The sequence below is a fragment of the Dyella sp. genome, assembly GCF_051954575.1.
Lineage (GTDB): Bacteria > Pseudomonadota > Gammaproteobacteria > Xanthomonadales > Rhodanobacteraceae > Dyella_B.
Genome location: NZ_JBQCHP010000080.1, coordinates 35,130 through 50,583 on the forward strand (window position 1 = coordinate 35,130; position 15,454 = coordinate 50,583).

At 64.5% G+C, this 15,454-nt stretch carries 18 protein-coding genes; 5 read left to right on the forward strand and 13 right to left on the reverse strand.

Annotated features, from left to right (window positions below):
- Positions 1-16 precede the first annotated feature (16 nt).
- The 4 genes from ACTHNE_RS11000 to ACTHNE_RS11015 all read right to left on the reverse strand — a co-directional run bounded on the left by ACTHNE_RS11000 (position 17) and on the right by ACTHNE_RS11015 (position 3,000).
- A complete protein-coding gene (locus ACTHNE_RS11000; protein ID WP_324937957.1) occupies positions 17-493 on the reverse strand; it encodes an OsmC family protein in 477 nt (158 codons plus the stop codon).
- Entirely contained in the window at positions 483-1,115 is a 633-nt protein-coding gene (locus ACTHNE_RS11005) for an FMN-binding negative transcriptional regulator (protein ID WP_440269266.1), read from the reverse strand. Before ACTHNE_RS11005 ends, ACTHNE_RS11000 begins: the two co-directional genes overlap by 11 nt.
- Positions 1,116-1,122: 7 nt before the next feature.
- Positions 1,123-2,130 (reverse strand): N-acetylornithine carbamoyltransferase, encoded by a 1,008-nt coding sequence (locus ACTHNE_RS11010; protein WP_324937953.1) that lies wholly within the window; start codon positions 2,128-2,130, stop codon positions 1,123-1,125.
- Positions 2,131-2,451: 321 nt separating this feature from the next.
- Positions 2,452-3,000, reverse strand: coding sequence for a glycine zipper 2TM domain-containing protein (locus ACTHNE_RS11015; RefSeq protein ID WP_324937951.1), 549 nt, complete (start codon positions 2,998-3,000; stop codon positions 2,452-2,454).
- A gap of 204 nt (positions 3,001-3,204) precedes the next feature.
- Here ACTHNE_RS11015 and cysS point away from each other — a divergent pair, with 204 nt between their 5' ends.
- Positions 3,205-4,581 carry a cysteine--tRNA ligase gene (cysS, locus tag ACTHNE_RS11020; RefSeq protein ID WP_440269267.1) on the forward strand — a complete coding sequence of 459 codons (1,377 nt, stop codon included), beginning with the start codon at positions 3,205-3,207 and terminating at the stop codon, positions 4,579-4,581.
- A gap of 47 nt (positions 4,582-4,628) precedes the next feature.
- Entirely contained in the window at positions 4,629-5,057 is a 429-nt protein-coding gene (locus ACTHNE_RS11025) for a SufE family protein (protein ID WP_440269268.1), read from the forward strand.
- A 117-nt stretch (positions 5,058-5,174) separates the two neighbouring features.
- On the opposite strand, the gene dksA is transcribed toward ACTHNE_RS11025, so the two are convergent.
- Positions 5,175-6,218, reverse strand: coding sequence for an RNA polymerase-binding protein DksA (dksA, locus tag ACTHNE_RS11030; protein ID WP_440269269.1), 1,044 nt, complete (start codon positions 6,216-6,218; stop codon positions 5,175-5,177).
- 124 nt (positions 6,219-6,342) lie between these two features.
- Between dksA and yidD the strand changes: the two genes are divergently transcribed.
- Together yidD and ACTHNE_RS11040 are read left to right on the forward strand one after the other, a co-directional pair.
- Positions 6,343-6,612: a membrane protein insertion efficiency factor YidD gene (gene yidD / locus ACTHNE_RS11035; protein WP_440269270.1), complete on the forward strand. Its 270-nt coding sequence runs from the start codon at positions 6,343-6,345 to the stop codon at positions 6,610-6,612.
- A 53-nt stretch (positions 6,613-6,665) separates the two neighbouring features.
- On the forward strand, positions 6,666-8,003 hold the full coding sequence (locus tag ACTHNE_RS11040; RefSeq protein WP_440269271.1) for a dihydroorotase: 1,338 nt from the start codon (positions 6,666-6,668) through the stop codon (positions 8,001-8,003).
- A gap of 45 nt (positions 8,004-8,048) precedes the next feature.
- Here ACTHNE_RS11040 and ACTHNE_RS11045 read toward each other — a convergent pair whose 3' ends face one another.
- The 8 genes from ACTHNE_RS11045 to efp all read right to left on the reverse strand — a co-directional run bounded on the left by ACTHNE_RS11045 (position 8,049) and on the right by efp (position 14,287).
- Positions 8,049-8,480, reverse strand: coding sequence for a YbaY family lipoprotein (locus tag ACTHNE_RS11045; protein WP_440269272.1), 432 nt, complete (start codon positions 8,478-8,480; stop codon positions 8,049-8,051).
- Between the two features lie 66 nt (positions 8,481-8,546).
- A complete protein-coding gene (gene folE2 / locus ACTHNE_RS11050) occupies positions 8,547-9,497 on the reverse strand; it encodes a GTP cyclohydrolase FolE2 (RefSeq protein WP_440269273.1) in 951 nt (316 codons plus the stop codon).
- Between the two features lie 106 nt (positions 9,498-9,603).
- On the reverse strand, positions 9,604-10,449 hold the full coding sequence (locus ACTHNE_RS11055) for a squalene/phytoene synthase family protein (RefSeq protein WP_440269274.1): 846 nt from the start codon (positions 10,447-10,449) through the stop codon (positions 9,604-9,606).
- Positions 10,446-11,120, reverse strand: coding sequence for an HAD-IA family hydrolase (locus ACTHNE_RS11060; RefSeq protein ID WP_440269275.1), 675 nt, complete (start codon positions 11,118-11,120; stop codon positions 10,446-10,448). Before ACTHNE_RS11060 ends, ACTHNE_RS11055 begins: the two co-directional genes overlap by 4 nt.
- Positions 11,117-11,824 carry a bifunctional 2-polyprenyl-6-hydroxyphenol methylase/3-demethylubiquinol 3-O-methyltransferase UbiG gene (gene ubiG, locus ACTHNE_RS11065; RefSeq protein WP_440269276.1) on the reverse strand — a complete coding sequence of 236 codons (708 nt, stop codon included), beginning with the start codon at positions 11,822-11,824 and terminating at the stop codon, positions 11,117-11,119. The genes ACTHNE_RS11060 and ubiG overlap by 4 nt, the downstream gene beginning before the upstream one ends.
- A gap of 40 nt (positions 11,825-11,864) precedes the next feature.
- Positions 11,865-12,119, reverse strand: coding sequence for a YciI family protein (locus ACTHNE_RS11070; RefSeq protein WP_440269277.1), 255 nt, complete (start codon positions 12,117-12,119; stop codon positions 11,865-11,867).
- 65 nt (positions 12,120-12,184) lie between these two features.
- Complete coding sequence (locus ACTHNE_RS11075; RefSeq protein ID WP_440269278.1) at positions 12,185-13,537, reverse strand: TRZ/ATZ family hydrolase; 1,353 nt, start codon at positions 13,535-13,537, stop codon at positions 12,185-12,187.
- Positions 13,538-13,717: 180 nt separating this feature from the next.
- The gene (efp, locus tag ACTHNE_RS11080) at positions 13,718-14,287 is read right to left on the reverse strand and encodes an elongation factor P (protein WP_440269279.1); all 570 of its coding nucleotides are present in this window, start codon (positions 14,285-14,287) and stop codon (positions 13,718-13,720) included.
- 84 nt (positions 14,288-14,371) lie between these two features.
- Between efp and epmB the strand changes: the two genes are divergently transcribed.
- On the forward strand, positions 14,372-15,382 hold the full coding sequence (epmB, locus tag ACTHNE_RS11085; RefSeq protein ID WP_440269280.1) for an EF-P beta-lysylation protein EpmB: 1,011 nt from the start codon (positions 14,372-14,374) through the stop codon (positions 15,380-15,382).
- Positions 15,383-15,454 lie beyond the last annotated feature (72 nt).

Below are 15,454 nucleotides of genomic sequence, written 5' to 3' on the forward strand. Positions count from 1 at the left end.
CAAAAAGAAAGGTTGTTTACACGGTTTCGATGACAATGCGTGGTTCGCAACGCACGGGAAAATTGACGGAATTGGCGATGAAGCAGGCGTGGTGGGCGTCCTCGTGCACGCGCTTGGCCACTTCCGGATCGCTGTCGGCGGTGATGGTCACGCGCGGGCGCAACACCGCCTCGGTGAAGCGGCCATCGTTGCCGCGTTCCTGCAAGGTGCCCACGGCATCGTCGACGTATTGGGTAACCACCACGCCCGCCACGGCGGCCAGATGCAGGTACCACAGCATGTGGCAACCCGACAGCGCAGCTACCAGCAGGTCCTCGGGATTGTGCTTGCTGCCATCACCGCGAAAAGCGGCGTCGGACGAGCCGGCGATCACGGGTTTGCCGGCCACGTGCACTTCATGCTCGCGGCCATAACCTTGATAGGTTCTGGTGCCGCTGCCATGGTTGCCGGTCCACACCACTTGCACGGGATACTGGTGTTGCCTATCGGTCATGTCGACGTTCCTCGGCTTGTTGCATCAGTGTGGCCAGCTCGCCATCGCGCCGGCCGGCGCGTTCGGCCAGGCCGTGAAGTACGCCGGCGCGGTTGGCATCGGGGTGGTTCTGGCTCAGTTTGAATTTGCCTTCGATGCGCTCAACAGCGATGTCGATGCCGACGATCATGCCGAGCATCTTTTCGATGTGATCCTCCGGCGCGTCATCGACATGCCAGGGCTTTGATTGGGTGGCTTCGTGGCGATTGGTCAACCGTTCCAGCAGCTCGCGCAACCAGGCCTTGTCTTCCACCACGCGCAGACGTCCATGCACGTGCACTACGGCATAGTTCCAGGTGGGCACTTCGCGTCCGGTGACGTGCTTGCTCGGATACCAGTTGGGGCTGATGTAACCGTCGGCCCCGTGGAAGATCACCAGCACCTGCGCGCCGTCCGCCTTCGCCAGCTCGTTGCCGCGCGCCACGTGGCCGTGCAGCGCGGTGTCGCCGACCAGTTCCAGCGGCACGTGATTCGCCGCCAGACCATCGGCGCCGTGCATGATCACGGTGGCGAACGGGTAGTCGCCAATCAGCGCGTGCAGTACGTCGCTGCGCGTTTCGTGGAAGGACTTGGGCAGGTACATGGATCGCTCAGCGCTGTGCGATCAGCGAGGCCATTACCGCTTTCTGTACGTGCAGGCGGTTCTCGGCTTCGTCGATGGCGATGCAGGCGGGCGAATCCATCACCGCATCGGTGGCCTTGATGTTCCGGCGCAGCGGCAGGCAGTGGCTGAACACGCCGTTGTTGGTCAGCGCCATCTTCGCCTCGTCGACGATGAAGTGCTTGTGCGCATCGCGAATCGGCTTTTCGTTTTCCCAGCGGCCGAAGAACGGCAGCGCACCCCAGCTCTTGGCGTAGACCACGTCGGCGCCGCGATAGGCTTCTTCGATGTTGTGGCTGACGGTGAGCGAACCGCCGTTTTCCTTCGCGTTCTGCGCGCCGAACGCCATGTAGCGCTCATCCAGCACGTAGTCGGGGTTGGGACACAGCAGCGTGACGTCCATGCCCATCTTGGTGGCGATCAACAAGGCGGAATTGGCCACCGCGGTGTTCAAGGGCTTGGGATGATAGGTCCAGGTCAGCACGTACTTGCGGCCGGTGAGATCACCGTAGCGCTCCTTCAACGCCAGCGCGTGCGCCAGCTCCTGGCACGGATGCGTGATGGTTTCCATGTTGATCACCGGCACGCTGGCGTACTGGGCGAACGCCTTGATCACCGCGTCCTCGCGATCCACCGACCAGTCCTGGAATTTCGGGAACGCGCGCACGGCGATCAAATCCACATAACGGCTCAGCACACGCGCCACTTCGGCGATGTGCTCTTCGGCTTCGCCACCCATCACCACGCCGGGACGGAATTCGATCGGCCACGCATCCTTGCCGGGCGACAGCACGATGGCGTGGCCACCCAGATGGAACGCACCCAGTTCGAAGCTCGTGCGGGTGCGCATCGAAGGATTGAAGAACAGCAATGCCACCGATTTGCCGGCCAGTTGCTGGCCGCGCGGCGAGCGTTTGAACGCGGCAGCCTGTTCAAGCAGTGCGTCGACCTCGGCGCGGCTGTAATCCTGAGTGGTGAGGAAATGACGAAGTGACATCGTTGACTCCAGTCCGAAAAGCAAAAAACCCGGCGCGAGGGCCGGGTTTCGTCGTCGTATTACACATGCAACGTGGCGACAGCCTACCCGGCCGAATGTCGGTTCAGCGGTCGGCGCGCACGCGAGGTCATGCCAGCGGCCATGCGGGCGCTGGTAAGCACGGTAGCGGTATAGACGGCTGAAGACATGAGGTGTCCGGGCGGTTGAAAGGCAATCATGACGGGAATCCCGCTGCTATGCAACAGGGATGAATAGGGCGATAGGGAATAAAAAAAGCCCGCCACGAGGCGGGCCTTTCCGCTCCTGTTCGCGCTTGCCGGCTCAATCCGCCGGCGAGACGCTTACGCGCACCCGCAGGCGTTCACCCGGGTCGTAGCCAAGGCGCGACATGTAGACGTCGCCGTGATAGCGGTATTCCACGTCGTAGCCGATGATCTGGCGTTGCTCGCTGACCTGGGTGACTGGCTGGCAGACGGTCTGGGTGGAGCTGTAGGTCTGCCCGCCGCTGGCCACCGAGTTGCCGACCGCGCCACCGGCCACGGCGCCGCCCACGATGGCGGCGGTGTTGCCGCGGCCATGGCCGATGGTGCTGCCAAGCACGCCGCCGACAACCGCGCCCAGCACGGTGCCGACGCCCTTGTTGCCCGGGGTCTGCTGAACCACCTGCTGGTCGTAGCACTGGGTGGTGGGGGCGGAGGTTCGCGCGATGCCATAGACCGGATCAACACGGAGCACATCGGCCCAGGCGAAGTGGGCATTGTCCGGACCGGGCGCACCTGGCGGCGGCGGATACCCTCCCTGCTGCGCCATCGCCCCAGCGGAAACCACGGCGAGCGTCAACACGGAGATCAACAGCGTTTTCTTGTTCATGGACAGCCTCCGGCAGAGGGTTTCGGGCACTAGAGCCACATAGCGCCATTGCAGCAAATTCACACTGAATCCACGCTTAGAACGGACGTAACTTAATGCCCTGTTTTTAGGTCGTTTTTCGAAACTTTTAAAGTGATTTCCAGCGGCAACCGTGCAAGAGCTTGATAAGATGGCGGGCTCATTGACCCGACCGCGCCCTCCGCCATGCCGATCTCGCTCTATAACAGCCTCAGCCGCCGCATCGAGCCCTTCTCGCCGCTCGATCCGAACCGGGTGACGGTGTACCTGTGCGGGCCCACGGTCTACAACTATGTGCATATCGGCAATGCGCGCGGGCCGGTGGTATTCGATGTGTTGGTCAAGCTGCTGCGCCGGCATTACCCGCAAGTGGTGTACGCCCGTAACATCACCGACGTGGACGACAAAATCAACGCCGCCGCGATCGAACAGGGCGTACCGATCGGCAACATCACCACTCGCTTCGCCCAGGCCTATCGCGAGGACATGGCCGAACTGGGCATTGCCCCGCCGGACGTGGAGCCGCTCGCCACTGCGCATATCGGCCAGATCATCGCCATGATCCAGACCCTGATCGAGGGCGGCCATGCCTATGCGGCCCAAGGCCACGTGTTGTTCGACGTGGCCTCCTATCCCGCGTATGGCGAGCTGTCCGGCCGCGATACCGACGAGCTGATCGCCGGCGCCCGGGTGGAAGTGGCCCCCTACAAGAAAAACCCGACCGACTTCGTGCTGTGGAAACCCTCCACGCCGGAACTGCCCGGCTGGGACAGCCCGTGGGGACGTGGCCGTCCCGGCTGGCATATCGAATGCTCGGCGATGAGCGCGGCGCACCTGGGCGAAACCATCGACATCCACGCCGGCGGCGTGGACCTGCAGTTTCCGCATCACGAAAACGAGATCGCGCAATCCACCTGCGCACATGGCGGCAAGGTGTTCGCGCGCTGGTGGCTGCACAACGGCATGCTCACCTTCGACGGGCGCAAGATGTCCAAGTCGCTGGGCAACGTGCTGCACGTGCATGAACTGCTCAAGCACCATCCGCACGAAGCGCTGCGCCTGCTGCTGTTGCGCGGCCACTACCGCCAGCCGCTGGACTGGTCGGACGCGGCGGTGGCGCAGGCCATCAGCACGCTGGACGGCTGGTATCGCGTGCTGCGCGAACTGGGCGACGTCACGGTCGACACCACCCAGCCGCTGTCGGTGCCGGAACGCCTGGAAGCGGCGCTTTGCGATGACGTGAATACGCCGCAAGCCCTGGCCGAACTGTCCCTGCTCGCCGATGCCGCACGCCAGGCGCCCAGCCCCATCAGCAAGGCCGCCCTGCTCGGCGGTGGCGCGGCGCTCGGCCTGTTGCAGCAGGATCCGGAAACCTGGTTCAAGCAGGCAGGCGGCCACGCGGTGGATGCCGGGCACGTGGAAGCGCTGCTGGAAGAACGCCGCAGCGCACGCGCCGCTCGCGATTTCGCCCGGGCGGACGCAATTCGCGCGGAATTGGCCGCCATCGGCGTGGTGATCGAGGACGGCGCCCAGGGTACGCGCTGGAGCGTGGTCAAGCATTGATGGCCGCGGTTAGGCCTGATGAACCTCCATCGCGCGATAATGGCCGCATGAACACGATTGCCAACACCACCGCCGTCCAGGCCCAGCAAGAGATCGCCGACGAGTTTGCCTTCTTCGGCGACTGGACCGAGCGCTACCAATACCTGATCGACCTCGGCAAGCAGCTGCCGCCCTTCCCCGAGGAGTGGAAGAACGAGGACTACCGCGTGCACGGCTGCCAGTCGATGGTGTGGCTGGTGCCCAGCGGCGATGCCTCGAACATGCACTTTGACGCCGCCAGCGATTCGGCCATCGTGTCAGGCCTGATCGCGCTGGTGCTGCGGGTGTATTCGGATCGCCCGGCCGCGGAGATCGCGGCCACCGAACCGGCCTTCATCCAGGAGATCGGACTGGCCAAGCATCTGTCGCCAACGCGTTCGAACGGCCTGTTGGCGATGTTGGCGAAGTTGAAGGCGTACGCGGCGGCAGCGCTGTAGGTCGGGGTGCAGACCCCAACGGCGATGCACCAACATAACGACGTTGGGGTTTGCACCCCAACCGACGAAAAGCCCCGCACCAGGCGGGGCTTTGTCGTTGCGGCGAACGCCTGAAAATCAGTCGCCCATCTGCTTTTGCAGATGCTCGCGACGCTCCTGCGCATCCAGCGACAGCGTGGCGATCGGGCGGGCGTCTAGGCGCTCGAGTCCGATTTCCTCGTCGGTTTCTTCGCAGTAGCCGTAACGTCCTTCTTCGATGCGGCGCAGGGCTTTGTCGATCTTGGAGATCAGCTTGCGATAGCGATCGCGGGTGCGTAGCTCCAGCGAGTTTTCGGTTTCGCGGGTGGCACGTTCGGCTTCGTCGCCGACGTCGCGCACTTCGTCGCGCAGGTTCTCCATGGTCTGGCGCGATTCTTCCACCAGCTGTTCGCGCCAGACGCGAAGCTTATTGCGGAAGTAGGCGAGATGACGAGGGTTCATGTACTCCTCGTCGGGCGAAGGACGATAGCCCGGGGGCAGATCGATGTTCGTCGTGAGAGGCAGGGCGTAACGGCCGTCTTCGCGGGTTACACCATTGTCGAGCGTTGTAGCGGAGCTATTCATTGAGGACTGCGTGGTCTTCTGCTTTTTGCTGGTGGAGTTATGCGCAGTGGCATTCGCTACGCGCGGCGCCGTGGGGCCCACGGCACTTGCTACCTTACCCGCAATGGGCCGGGCAGCGAGTGATGATACGGGTTGTGGTGTTGCAGTTTGTGTAACCTGCGTTGGCCGTTTGCCTGCGGCGGGCGGAGCGGGTGCCGGCGCTGGCTTGGCAGCCGGCTTTTCCGCCGCCTGCTTGGCGGGCGCGGGCTTGGCGGCCGGCGCGGCAGGTTTCGGCGCCGGCGGCTTGACCGCCTGCTTCACGGCCTTGACCGGTTCGGCCTTCTTCGGCTGCGGCTTGGGAGCGGGCTTGGCCACGGCTTGCTTGGCCGGCGGCGCCTTCTTGGCGGCTGCCTTGGCCGGCGCTTTCTTCACCGCAGCCTTCTTGGCAGGCTCGGCCTTTTTCACGGGTTTGGCGGCAGCGACCTTGACCTTGCTGGTCTTGGCTTCGTTGCTCTTCCCCGCAGCCTTTCCCTTTGCAGCTTTCTTGACGGCGGTGGTACTACGCGTGGTTTTCGCCATTTACCTTCACCATTTTGGCCTTGGCGGCCGGCTGTTATAGCCCAATACCCTTCACACCGGCAACCATCCTTCTGGAATACTTGCACCATCGGGCGCCACAGGCGGTTTCGGCGACGTGAATGCCGTGAGTCGATTGATCCTCTTCCTGCTCAACTTTTACAAGCGCTACGTGAGCCCGCTGTTGGGACAGCGTTGCCGCTTTTACCCCAGTTGCTCCGATTATGCACGTGTCGCGGTGGCCCGCTTCGGTCCGTGGCGGGGTGGCCTGCTGGCCGGATGGCGGATCGTACGCTGCCAACCGCTGTGCTCGGGCGGCAACGACCCGGTGCCCGACCATTTCCACTTTGCGGGCTGCCGCGGCTTGAACCGGCAGGCAGGGGACGCAGAACACTGAGTGCGTCGTACACTGCATGGCCCTGCCCCATCCGCGCTGCTCAAGGAATGCTCATGTCCACCGATTGGCTGATCAAGAACGCCGAACTGGTCAATGAAGGGCGTCGTTTCCACGCCGATCTGCGCATCAGGCACGGTCGTATCGACAGCATCGGCGACAGTCTCGACTCCCGCCCCGGCGAGCAGGTGATCGACGCCACCGGGCTCTGGCTGCTGCCGGGCATGATCGATGACCAGGTGCACTTCCGCGAACCAGGCCTTACGCACAAGGCCGACATCGCGCACGAGTCGCGCGCCTGCGCCGCGGGCGGTATCACCAGCTTCATGGAAATGCCCAACACCAGGCCGCCGGCGCTGGATCGTGATTCGCTGGAAGCCAAGTACGCCCGCGCCGCCGAAAGTTCGGCGGTGAACTACGCGTTCTACCTGGGCGCCAGCAACGACAATCTCGAAGCGATCCGCTCGCTCGATCCCAAGGCCGCACCCGGCATCAAGGTGTTCATGGGCGCCTCCACCGGCAATATGCTGGTGGACAATCCCGACACGCTGGACGGCATCTTCCGCGAAGCGCCCACGCCGATCATCACGCACTGCGAAGACACGCCGATGATCGACGCCCTGCACGCCAAGGCGCGCGAAAAATACGGCGAAAACATTCCCGCGCGCGAACACCCGCTGATCCGCTCGCGCGAGGCCTGCATCAAGTCCACGCGACTGGCGATCTCGCTGGCGCAGAAACACGGCACGCGCCTGCACGTGCTGCATATCTCTACCGCCGACGAGCTTGCCCTGTTCCAGCCCGGCCCGCTCAAGGGCAAGCGGATCACCGCCGAAACCTGCGTGCATTTCCTGCATTTCAGCGACGAGGATTACGATCGTCTGGGTTTTCTGATCAAGTGCAATCCCGCCATCAAGACGGCCGCCGATCGCGAAGCCATTACGAAAGCTGTTGCGGAACGCCGCATCGACGTGCTCGCCACCGATCACGCACCGCACCTGCTGGAAGAAAAAGGCCAGCTCTACGACAAGGCGCCCTCTGGTCTGCCGCTGGTGCAATTCGCCCTGCAAGCCGCGCTGCAACGCGTGACCGAAGGCAAGCTCACGCTGGAACGCGTGGTGGAGGCGGTAAGCCATGCGCCGGCCACGTTGTTCGACGTGCACGCGCGCGGCTTCCTGCGCGAAGGCTATGCGGCCGACCTGGTGCTGGTGGATCCCAACAAGCCGCATACGGTGCGCCGCGAAGAGGTGTTGTCCAAATGCGGCTGGTCGCCATTCGAAGGCTTTACGTTCAGCAGTTCGATCGCAGCCACCTTCGTCAATGGACAGCGCGTGTGGAATGGCTCGAAGGTGGATGACGCGGTGCGCGGGCAGCGGTTGGCGTTCGATCGCTGATCGCCGAACGCAGTGTCGTCGCTCCCGCAACTGCGGGAGCTGCGATCAGTGCAACTCGGAAACCACTACCAGCACCGGGCCGTCGTTACCGGAGTTGCCCAGCACCCGCGGCTGGATATCGCTGTTTGCCAGCGTGCGATCGCCCTGCTTGATGCTCGCCGATACGGTGAAGTCGGTGCCATTGCGCACATCGTCCGGCTCGTAGCTCAGCACGAACGACACCGGCGACGGGCCGATCGGTGCGATGCGATCGGTCGCGATCACGCGCGCAGGGGCGTCACGGCGATTGAGCGAAACTTCCAGGTACGCGTCGGGCGGCAGATCGTGCACGAGGTGATAGTCGACTTCGCCGGCCAGCGACTTCATCAGCGTTTGCTGCGCGGGCGGCGCCTCATGATGCTTGCCAAAATGCGGCATCCAACTGCAACCGGCCAGCACGAACACGCCGGCCAAAAGCATTCCATGGCGAATTTTCATCGCGACTCCTCGATCTCAATCGCACGGATCAATCGCAGGGATGATAGCAACAGCGGCTGGGGCAGATCAGGCGCGTGCGTCGCCATAACCGCCCGCGACGCCCTTGCTGGCGTAAGCCACCGCATCGTGCGGATGCAGGCTTTCCTGGTGTTCGAGCCGCACGTGGAAATCGGCGATGCTGTCGTCGGCATCGAGCGCGCGCTGGATGCGACGCGCCGCGTCTTCGCAGAACATCAGGTTGCCGCCGTTGGCCAGCGCAAACGCCTGTTCGTCTTCGCGCTTCACCGCAGTTTGCACCGGCGTGCCCAGCGATTGTTCGGCACGATCGAGCAAGCCGATCAAATTTAACGGCGCGCCCTGGTTGAAACGCACCAGCAAGCGCGCCACGCTGCGCTGCGCATGCGGCGTGGCGACGATGCCTTTCTCGCTGCCCAGCCAGGCCAGCACGGCGGCATGATCCAGCGGCTTGCCGGCGTCGAAATCCCTGGCGAACTGTTCCTGGATCAACTGCCGCGACAGCGCAGCCGAAGCCGGACAGGTGGAGGAGTAGACCACTTCGGTGCCCAGCTCCAGGCGAAAACCGTCTTCGCACAGGCTGGCCTCGATGGAAACCGGATACGCACGCCAGCCGCTGTTGCTGCTGCGCAAGGCCGCGCGGCGCACGAGCTGGTCGAAACGTATGCTGATGCGGGCGCGATCGGACAGCTCTTGATGCGAATCGAGGAAGGCGCGCAGCAAGGCTTCCAGCATGCCCACATCCACCAGCTTGTTGCTCAGGTATTCGTCGACCAATAGGTACAGGCGCGACATATGGATGCCGCGCTTGTCCGGCCGGGTAAGGTTGACGAACGCGCCGACCTGGGCGCTGGAACGCTGCGCCGTACCGTCGCCCGCATCGAACAATACCGGCACCTCGATGCCATCCATCCCGACCCAATCCAGCGCGCCGGCCAGATGCGGCTGCGCCTGGCTGGCCACGTCGGGCATCAGGCGAACAGTGCTTTCGTGGGTATGCATGGGGATTCCTTGAAATGCGCGACGTGCTGAGCGCCCGCACGCTAATGTTGGGGCAGCTTGCCGTGCCGCAACAGACCCTACTCGGGAAACGGTGCGTTTATCGGCCTTAGTCGGCGACCCGCTGCCGCCAGCGTTGGGCGGCCCGCCAGGCGCGCAGTGTGGCCAGGAAGCCGCCGTCCGGCAGCCCTTTTTGCAGCACCCCCAGCGGCGCACCGGCTCGCGCCGCCTTGCGCGCCAGGCGCTCGCCCTCGCCCGCCTCGATGGCGCGGAACACGCTTAGCGGGCCATCAAGCCGCGCGGCGTCGCTCCAGGCGGTGCGCAGATCGACCAGTTGCGCCTTGACGGCCTCATCGCGCGCCTCGCTGCCCTGGCGCAGGCCGGCGCGGCTGAGGCCGAAGCGGGCCAGGCGCGCCATCGGCAGCGGCAGGCGGTCCCGTTCGGCATCGTCCTGCAGGCGGCGCAAGGCGAACAGCAGATGGCTGAGCGTGGCCACACGCGCCGCGCGCGCCGATGACGCGGCTTCGCCGAACCACCAGGCGGTTTCCAATTCGGCCAGCGCACCGTGCAGCGCCGAGGCGGCGCCAAGCTGCGCGGCGAAATCCACTGCCGTCCCCTCTTCCAGCTGCGCCATGGCAGCCAGGACCGGCGCCAGCCAGCGTTGCTGCGGCATCGCGTGGGCGCGCTCGTCGTCGAACAGCACGCGCGTCAGCGGATGCCGGCCACCGCTGGACGACGCGCCGTTCAATTCTTCCGCCCACCAGTTGAGCTTGGTAGCCGCCACGTGCGGCTCGCGAATGCCGTAGGCTGCCGAAAGCAGCTCCTGCTCCAGCGCGGCCAGCGCGATGTGGCCGGGATATTTATTCGGTTCGACGAACACCAGCGCCATGCGTTGCTGCGGTTGCACGGCCAGCCATTTGTCGACGTAACTTTGCAGCGCGCCTGCTTCGCTCACGCCAGCGCCTTCAGGTTGAGCATGTCCAACAATTCGCGCGGATGCGCCACCACCGCGTCGGCGCCCCAGTCATGCGGATTGCCGCCATCGAGATAACCCCATTGCACGGCGATGGTGTAGAGCCCCGCGTTACGCCCCGCCTGCACGTCGCGGCGATCGTCGCCGACAAACAAACAACGCGCGGGATCGAGCCCGGCGCGCTCGCAGGCCAGCAGTACGGGCGCGGGATCGGGCTTGCGTACCAGCAGTGTGTCGCCGGATACCACCGCGCATACGCGCTCGCCCCAGCCGATCTGCTCGATCAGGTCGTCGGTGAGGTAGCCCGGCTTGTTGGTGACGATGCCCCAGGCGATGCCGCCGCTTTCCAATGCTTCGAGCAACGTGTCGATGCCCTCGAACGGACGGGTGTGGCGGGCCATCATGCCGTGATAAAGCTCGAGGTAACGCGGTGCGCGCTCGAGCAGGGCTTCATCGCTTTCGTCGAACGCGCAGCGCAGGATGGCGCGCGAACCACGTGATACCACCGCACGCACCGTCGCGTACGAGGGCACCGTAGCACCCACTTCGCCGCAATAGGCGGCCAGTGCCGCATGCAGGTCCGGTGCGCTGTCGAGCAGGGTGCCGTCCAGATCGAACAGCATGCCGTGAGGGGAGTGAGGCAGCGACTTCATGCGGGTTTACGCGCGCACACGAGATAGTTGATGGCGGTGAAGCGGCTCAGCCACGCCTTGCGCTGGATCGGGTTGTAGCCGAGCCCGCTGATGTCTTCCACTTCCAGTCCTTCGTGCCGCAGCAGGCGCGCCAGTTCGGACGGCTTGAGGAATTGCGCGTAGTGATGCGTGCCGCGCGGCAGCAGGCGCGCGATGTATTCCGCGCCGATGATCGCGGCGCCGAACGCGGCCGGCGTACGGTTGAGGGTGGACATGAACAGGCGCGCGCCCGGCTTCAGCATCGCGGCCAGGTCGTGCACCAGCGCGGCCGGATCGGGTACGTGCTCGATCAGTTCCATGCAGCACACGGCGTCGAAGCTGGCCGGTTCGGCTTGGGCGAGTTCCGCCGAGGATTGCTTGCGGTAATCCACCTGCACATTGGATTCATGCAGATGCAGTCGCGCGATCTCGATCACCTTCAGGCCCATGTCGATACCGACCACATCAGCGCCCGCGCGCGCCAGCGCTTCGCTCAACAGGCCGCCGCCGCAACCGACGTCGGCCACGCGCGCGCTGCGCAACGCCACGCGCTTGGCTACGTAATCGACGCGCACGGGATTGAGATCATGCAGCGGTCGCGATTCGCCGTCCGGATCCCACCAGCGGGAGGCCAGTTTGTCGAAGCGTGCGATTTCTTTGTGGCTGACGTTTTGCGTAGCTTGCATGACGAACAACTCCGGTGGACCCGCTTGAGGCAGCACTAATCTAGTGTGCGTCCCATTCGTAAACCGTGACATCCCAGCCACCGCTAGTATGCGCCGGATCGCTGTGTGCGATCGCCAGCGCCTCCTCCATCGATTCGGCGCGCAGCAGATAGGCGCCGCCGGATTTGTCGGCAAAACCGCCGGACATCTCGTTGCGCCCCTGCTCGCGCAGGGATACCAAAAACTGATGGTGCAGCGGCACCACTGCGAGGTCGACCTGCGGCCGGCGCATCAGCATGACCAGGAAATGCTTCATAACAGGTGCCCTGACTGGTTCTGCATAGGTGTCAGAAGGGTGGCGTCCATGAGACCTGCGCGGAATCAATCAGGGCGCCCCAAATCCAGCACCGCAATACGTTCGCGCCAGGCATGGGTGCGGGCCATGACGCCGGGCAGATCCATGTCCACCAGCTCGCGCGCGGCCAGCTTGCGCTTGCCGGCGATCCACACGTCGGTGACCTGGTGGCGGCCGGTGGCGTAGACCAGCTGCGAGATCACGTGGAACAAGGGCTGGGTTTCCAGGTCGCTCAGCCGTACTGCCGCCAGGTCCGCCTGCTTGCCGGCTTCGATCGAGCCGATCTCGCCGTCCAGCCCCAATGCCTTGGCCGCCTGGATGGTGGCGGTGCGCAGGGTGAAACCGGCGTCGAACGCCGCGGCGTCTTCGGCGACCGCCTTGGCCAGCAACGCGGCGGTGCGCATTTCGCCGAACATGTCCAGATCGTTGTTGGACGCCGTGCCGTCCGTGCCCAAGGCCACGTTCACGCCTGCTTTGCGCAGCTTTTCCGCTGCGCAGAAGCCGGAAGCGAGTTTCAAGTTGGATTCCGGGCAATGCACCACCGATACGCCGGCTTCGGCGCAGGCGGCGATCTCGCCATCGGTAAGCTGCGTCATGTGCACGGCGATCAGGCGATCGTTGATCAAGCCGAGTTTCTGCAACCGCTGGAAGGGACGCAGGCCGCTTTGCTTGCGCGCCTCTTCCACTTCGTGCGCGGTTTCGTGCAAATGCAGATGCACCGGAATATCGAGCTGGTCGGCCAGCATGCGGATGCGCTCGAACGATTCGTCGGACACCGTGTACGGCGCGTGCGGCCCGAACGTGGTGCGGATCAGCGGATCGTTGCGGAAACTGTCGTGCGTTTCGCCGGCGCGCTCGAAGTATTCGTCCTGCGTACGCGCCCACGCGGTCGGAAACTGGATCACCGGCAACGCAACGACCGCGCGGAAACCGTGCTTGCGATAGGTCGCGCCGATCGCATCCGGAAAGAAATAGTTTTCGTTGGCGCAGGTGGTGCCGCCACGCAACATCTCGGCGATGGCCAGTTCCACGCCGTCGCGCACGAACTCCGGGCCGATCACCTTCGCTTCCACCGGCCAAATGTGTTGCTGCAGCCACACCATCAGCGGCAGGTCGTCGGCGAGGCCGCGCATCAACGTCATCGGGTTGTGCGTGTGCGTATTGATCAGGCCGGGGATCAGCACGTGCTCGCCCAGCGCCACGCGCTCACGCGGTGCATAGGCGGCGCGTGCTTCGGCGATCGGCACGATGGCGACGATGCGATCGGCGTCGACCGCCACTGCATGCTGTTCCAGCACCACGCCATGCGGTTCGACCGGCACGATCCAGCGGGCTTCGATCAGGACATCCACGGGCTGGGGCACGGTCTGGCTCGTCATGGGATTCTTTGTTGGGGGAGTTGATATGAAACGGGGCGGTACATCTTACGATGACCGCCCCGGTGGGTTGCTTGCTGTCCGGTAGAGGAGTTTGCGTGCTTCGCACCCCATCTTTCACTGGATCCCGGCGTTCGCCGGGATGACGCATCGGCAAGCCGCGTTAGAGCGCGGGCCGATGCGTCACTTACCGACGCGGCTGACGTATTCGCCGGTGCGGGTGTCGACCTTGATCACCTCTTCCGTGGTGACGAACAGCGGTACGCGCACCACGGCGCCGGTTTCCAGCGTGGCCGGCTTGCCGCCGCCGCCGGAGGTGTCGCCGCGCAGGCCCGGATCGGTTTCCGTGATCTTCAGTTCCACGAAGTTCGGCGGCTGCACCGCGATGATCTCGCCGTTGAACAGCGTGACCACGCATTCTTCCTCACCCTTGAGCCACTTGGCCGCATCGCCCACGCCGACCTTGCTGGCCTGGTGCTGCTCGAAGCTTTCCTGGTGCATGAAATGCCAGAATTCGCCGTCGGAGTACAAGTACTGCATATCGGTATCGACGACGTCGGCGACTTCGAAGCTGTCGCTGGACTTCATCGTCTGCTCGGTGGTGCGCCCGTTCTTGAGGTTGCGGATGAAGATGCGGGTGAATGCCTGGCCCTTGCCGGGCTTGATGAAATCGGCGTCGGTGATGACCCACGGGTCATTGTTGTGAAGGATCTTCATACCCTTCTTGACGTCGTTCAGACCGACGGTGGCCATGCGCTTTGTGCTCCAGATGTGATGAGGCCGACGGGCGGCTAGAATAGGGAGTTCCCGGGCTCTGGACCCGGTTCAAGACTCACTATGATAACCGCAAGCCACGCCGCCCGCCTATCACCGCCCGAAGCCGACTGGCGCACGCTATGGCGTGAAGCCGTTACCGATGCCCGCCAATTGCTGGCGCTGCTGGACCTGGCACATCTCGCCGACACACTTCCCGCCGATGACGCCGGCTTCGCCCTGCGCGTGCCGCGCGGTTTCATTGCACGCATGCGTAGCGGCGACGCGCGCGACCCGCTGCTGTTGCAGGTGCTGCCGCAACTGGCCGAGCTGGTGCAGGCGCGGGGTTTCACGATGGACGCCGTCGGCGACATGGCCGCCCGCGAAGCCCAGGGCGTGCTGCACAAGTACCAGGGGCGCGCCTTGCTGATCGCCAGCGGCAGTTGTGCAGTGAACTGCCGCTACTGCTTCCGCCGGCACTTTCCCTACGGCGACGAAATGGCCGCGGCGGGGCAGTGGCGCCAGGCGCTGGAACACGTTCGCCGGGACGCCTCCATCAACGAGCTGATCCTTTCCGGCGGCGACCCGCTGGCTCTGGCCACCGGCAAGCTGGAAGAACTCAGCCGCGGCCTGGCCGACATACCCCAGGTCACGCGCCTGCGCATCCATACCCGCCTGCCGGTGGTGCTGCCCGAACGCATCGACGGCCCCTTTATCGACTGGCTTTCGGCGCTGCCCATGCAGAAAGTGATCGTGCTGCATGCCAACCACGCCAACGAGTTCGACGATGGCGTGGACGAAGCCTGCGCGCGCCTGCGCAATGCCGGCGTCACGCTGCTCAACCAGTCGGTGCTGCTAAAGGGAATCAACGACGACGCCGATACCCTGGTAGCGTTGTCCGAGCGCATGTTCGCCGCGGGCGTACTGCCGTACTACCTGCATCAGCTCGATCGTGTGCAAGGCGCGGCGCATTTCGAAGTGACGGATGCGCAGGCGCAGTCGTTGATCGATGCGATGCGCAACCGCCTGCCGGGATACCTGGTACCCAAGCTGGTGCGCGAGGTCGGCGGCGACCCGTCCAAGCGGCCGCTTTGAGTAGTCCGTACGGGCCAGCCAACCGCCGGGATGGAGGGCGGTCGGCATGAAACGCAGGTGCGCCCATGCGTT

Excerpts from the sequence above, each read along its gene's own strand:
- folE2 (WP_440269273.1), bottom strand. The coding sequence starts at position 9,497 with ATGCATACCCACGAAAGCACTGTTCGCCTGATGCCCGACGTGGCCAGC.
- epmB (WP_440269280.1), top strand. The coding sequence starts at position 14,372 with ATGATAACCGCAAGCCACGCCGCCCGCCTATCACCGCCCGAAGCCGAC.
- ACTHNE_RS11045 (WP_440269272.1), bottom strand. The coding sequence starts at position 8,480 with ATGAAAATTCGCCATGGAATGCTTTTGGCCGGCGTGTTCGTGCTGGCC.
- ACTHNE_RS11000 (WP_324937957.1), bottom strand. The coding sequence starts at position 493 with ATGACCGATAGGCAACACCAGTATCCCGTGCAAGTGGTGTGGACCGGC.
- ACTHNE_RS11070 (WP_440269277.1), bottom strand. The coding sequence starts at position 12,119 with ATGAAGCATTTCCTGGTCATGCTGATGCGCCGGCCGCAGGTCGACCTC.
- ACTHNE_RS11075 (WP_440269278.1), bottom strand. The coding sequence starts at position 13,537 with ATGACGAGCCAGACCGTGCCCCAGCCCGTGGATGTCCTGATCGAAGCC.
- ACTHNE_RS11005 (WP_440269266.1), bottom strand. The coding sequence starts at position 1,115 with ATGTACCTGCCCAAGTCCTTCCACGAAACGCGCAGCGACGTACTGCAC.
- ubiG (WP_440269276.1), bottom strand. The coding sequence starts at position 11,824 with ATGCAAGCTACGCAAAACGTCAGCCACAAAGAAATCGCACGCTTCGAC.
- efp (WP_440269279.1), bottom strand. The coding sequence starts at position 14,287 with ATGGCCACCGTCGGTCTGAACGACGTCAAGAAGGGTATGAAGATCCTT.
- ACTHNE_RS11040 (WP_440269271.1), top strand. The coding sequence starts at position 6,666 with ATGTCCACCGATTGGCTGATCAAGAACGCCGAACTGGTCAATGAAGGG.
- ACTHNE_RS11010 (WP_324937953.1), bottom strand. The coding sequence starts at position 2,130 with ATGTCACTTCGTCATTTCCTCACCACTCAGGATTACAGCCGCGCCGAG.
- dksA (WP_440269269.1), bottom strand. The coding sequence starts at position 6,218 with ATGGCGAAAACCACGCGTAGTACCACCGCCGTCAAGAAAGCTGCAAAG.
- cysS (WP_440269267.1), top strand. The coding sequence starts at position 3,205 with ATGCCGATCTCGCTCTATAACAGCCTCAGCCGCCGCATCGAGCCCTTC.
- ACTHNE_RS11060 (WP_440269275.1), bottom strand. The coding sequence starts at position 11,120 with ATGAAGTCGCTGCCTCACTCCCCTCACGGCATGCTGTTCGATCTGGAC.
- ACTHNE_RS11025 (WP_440269268.1), top strand. The coding sequence starts at position 4,629 with ATGAACACGATTGCCAACACCACCGCCGTCCAGGCCCAGCAAGAGATC.
- ACTHNE_RS11015 (WP_324937951.1), bottom strand. The coding sequence starts at position 3,000 with ATGAACAAGAAAACGCTGTTGATCTCCGTGTTGACGCTCGCCGTGGTT.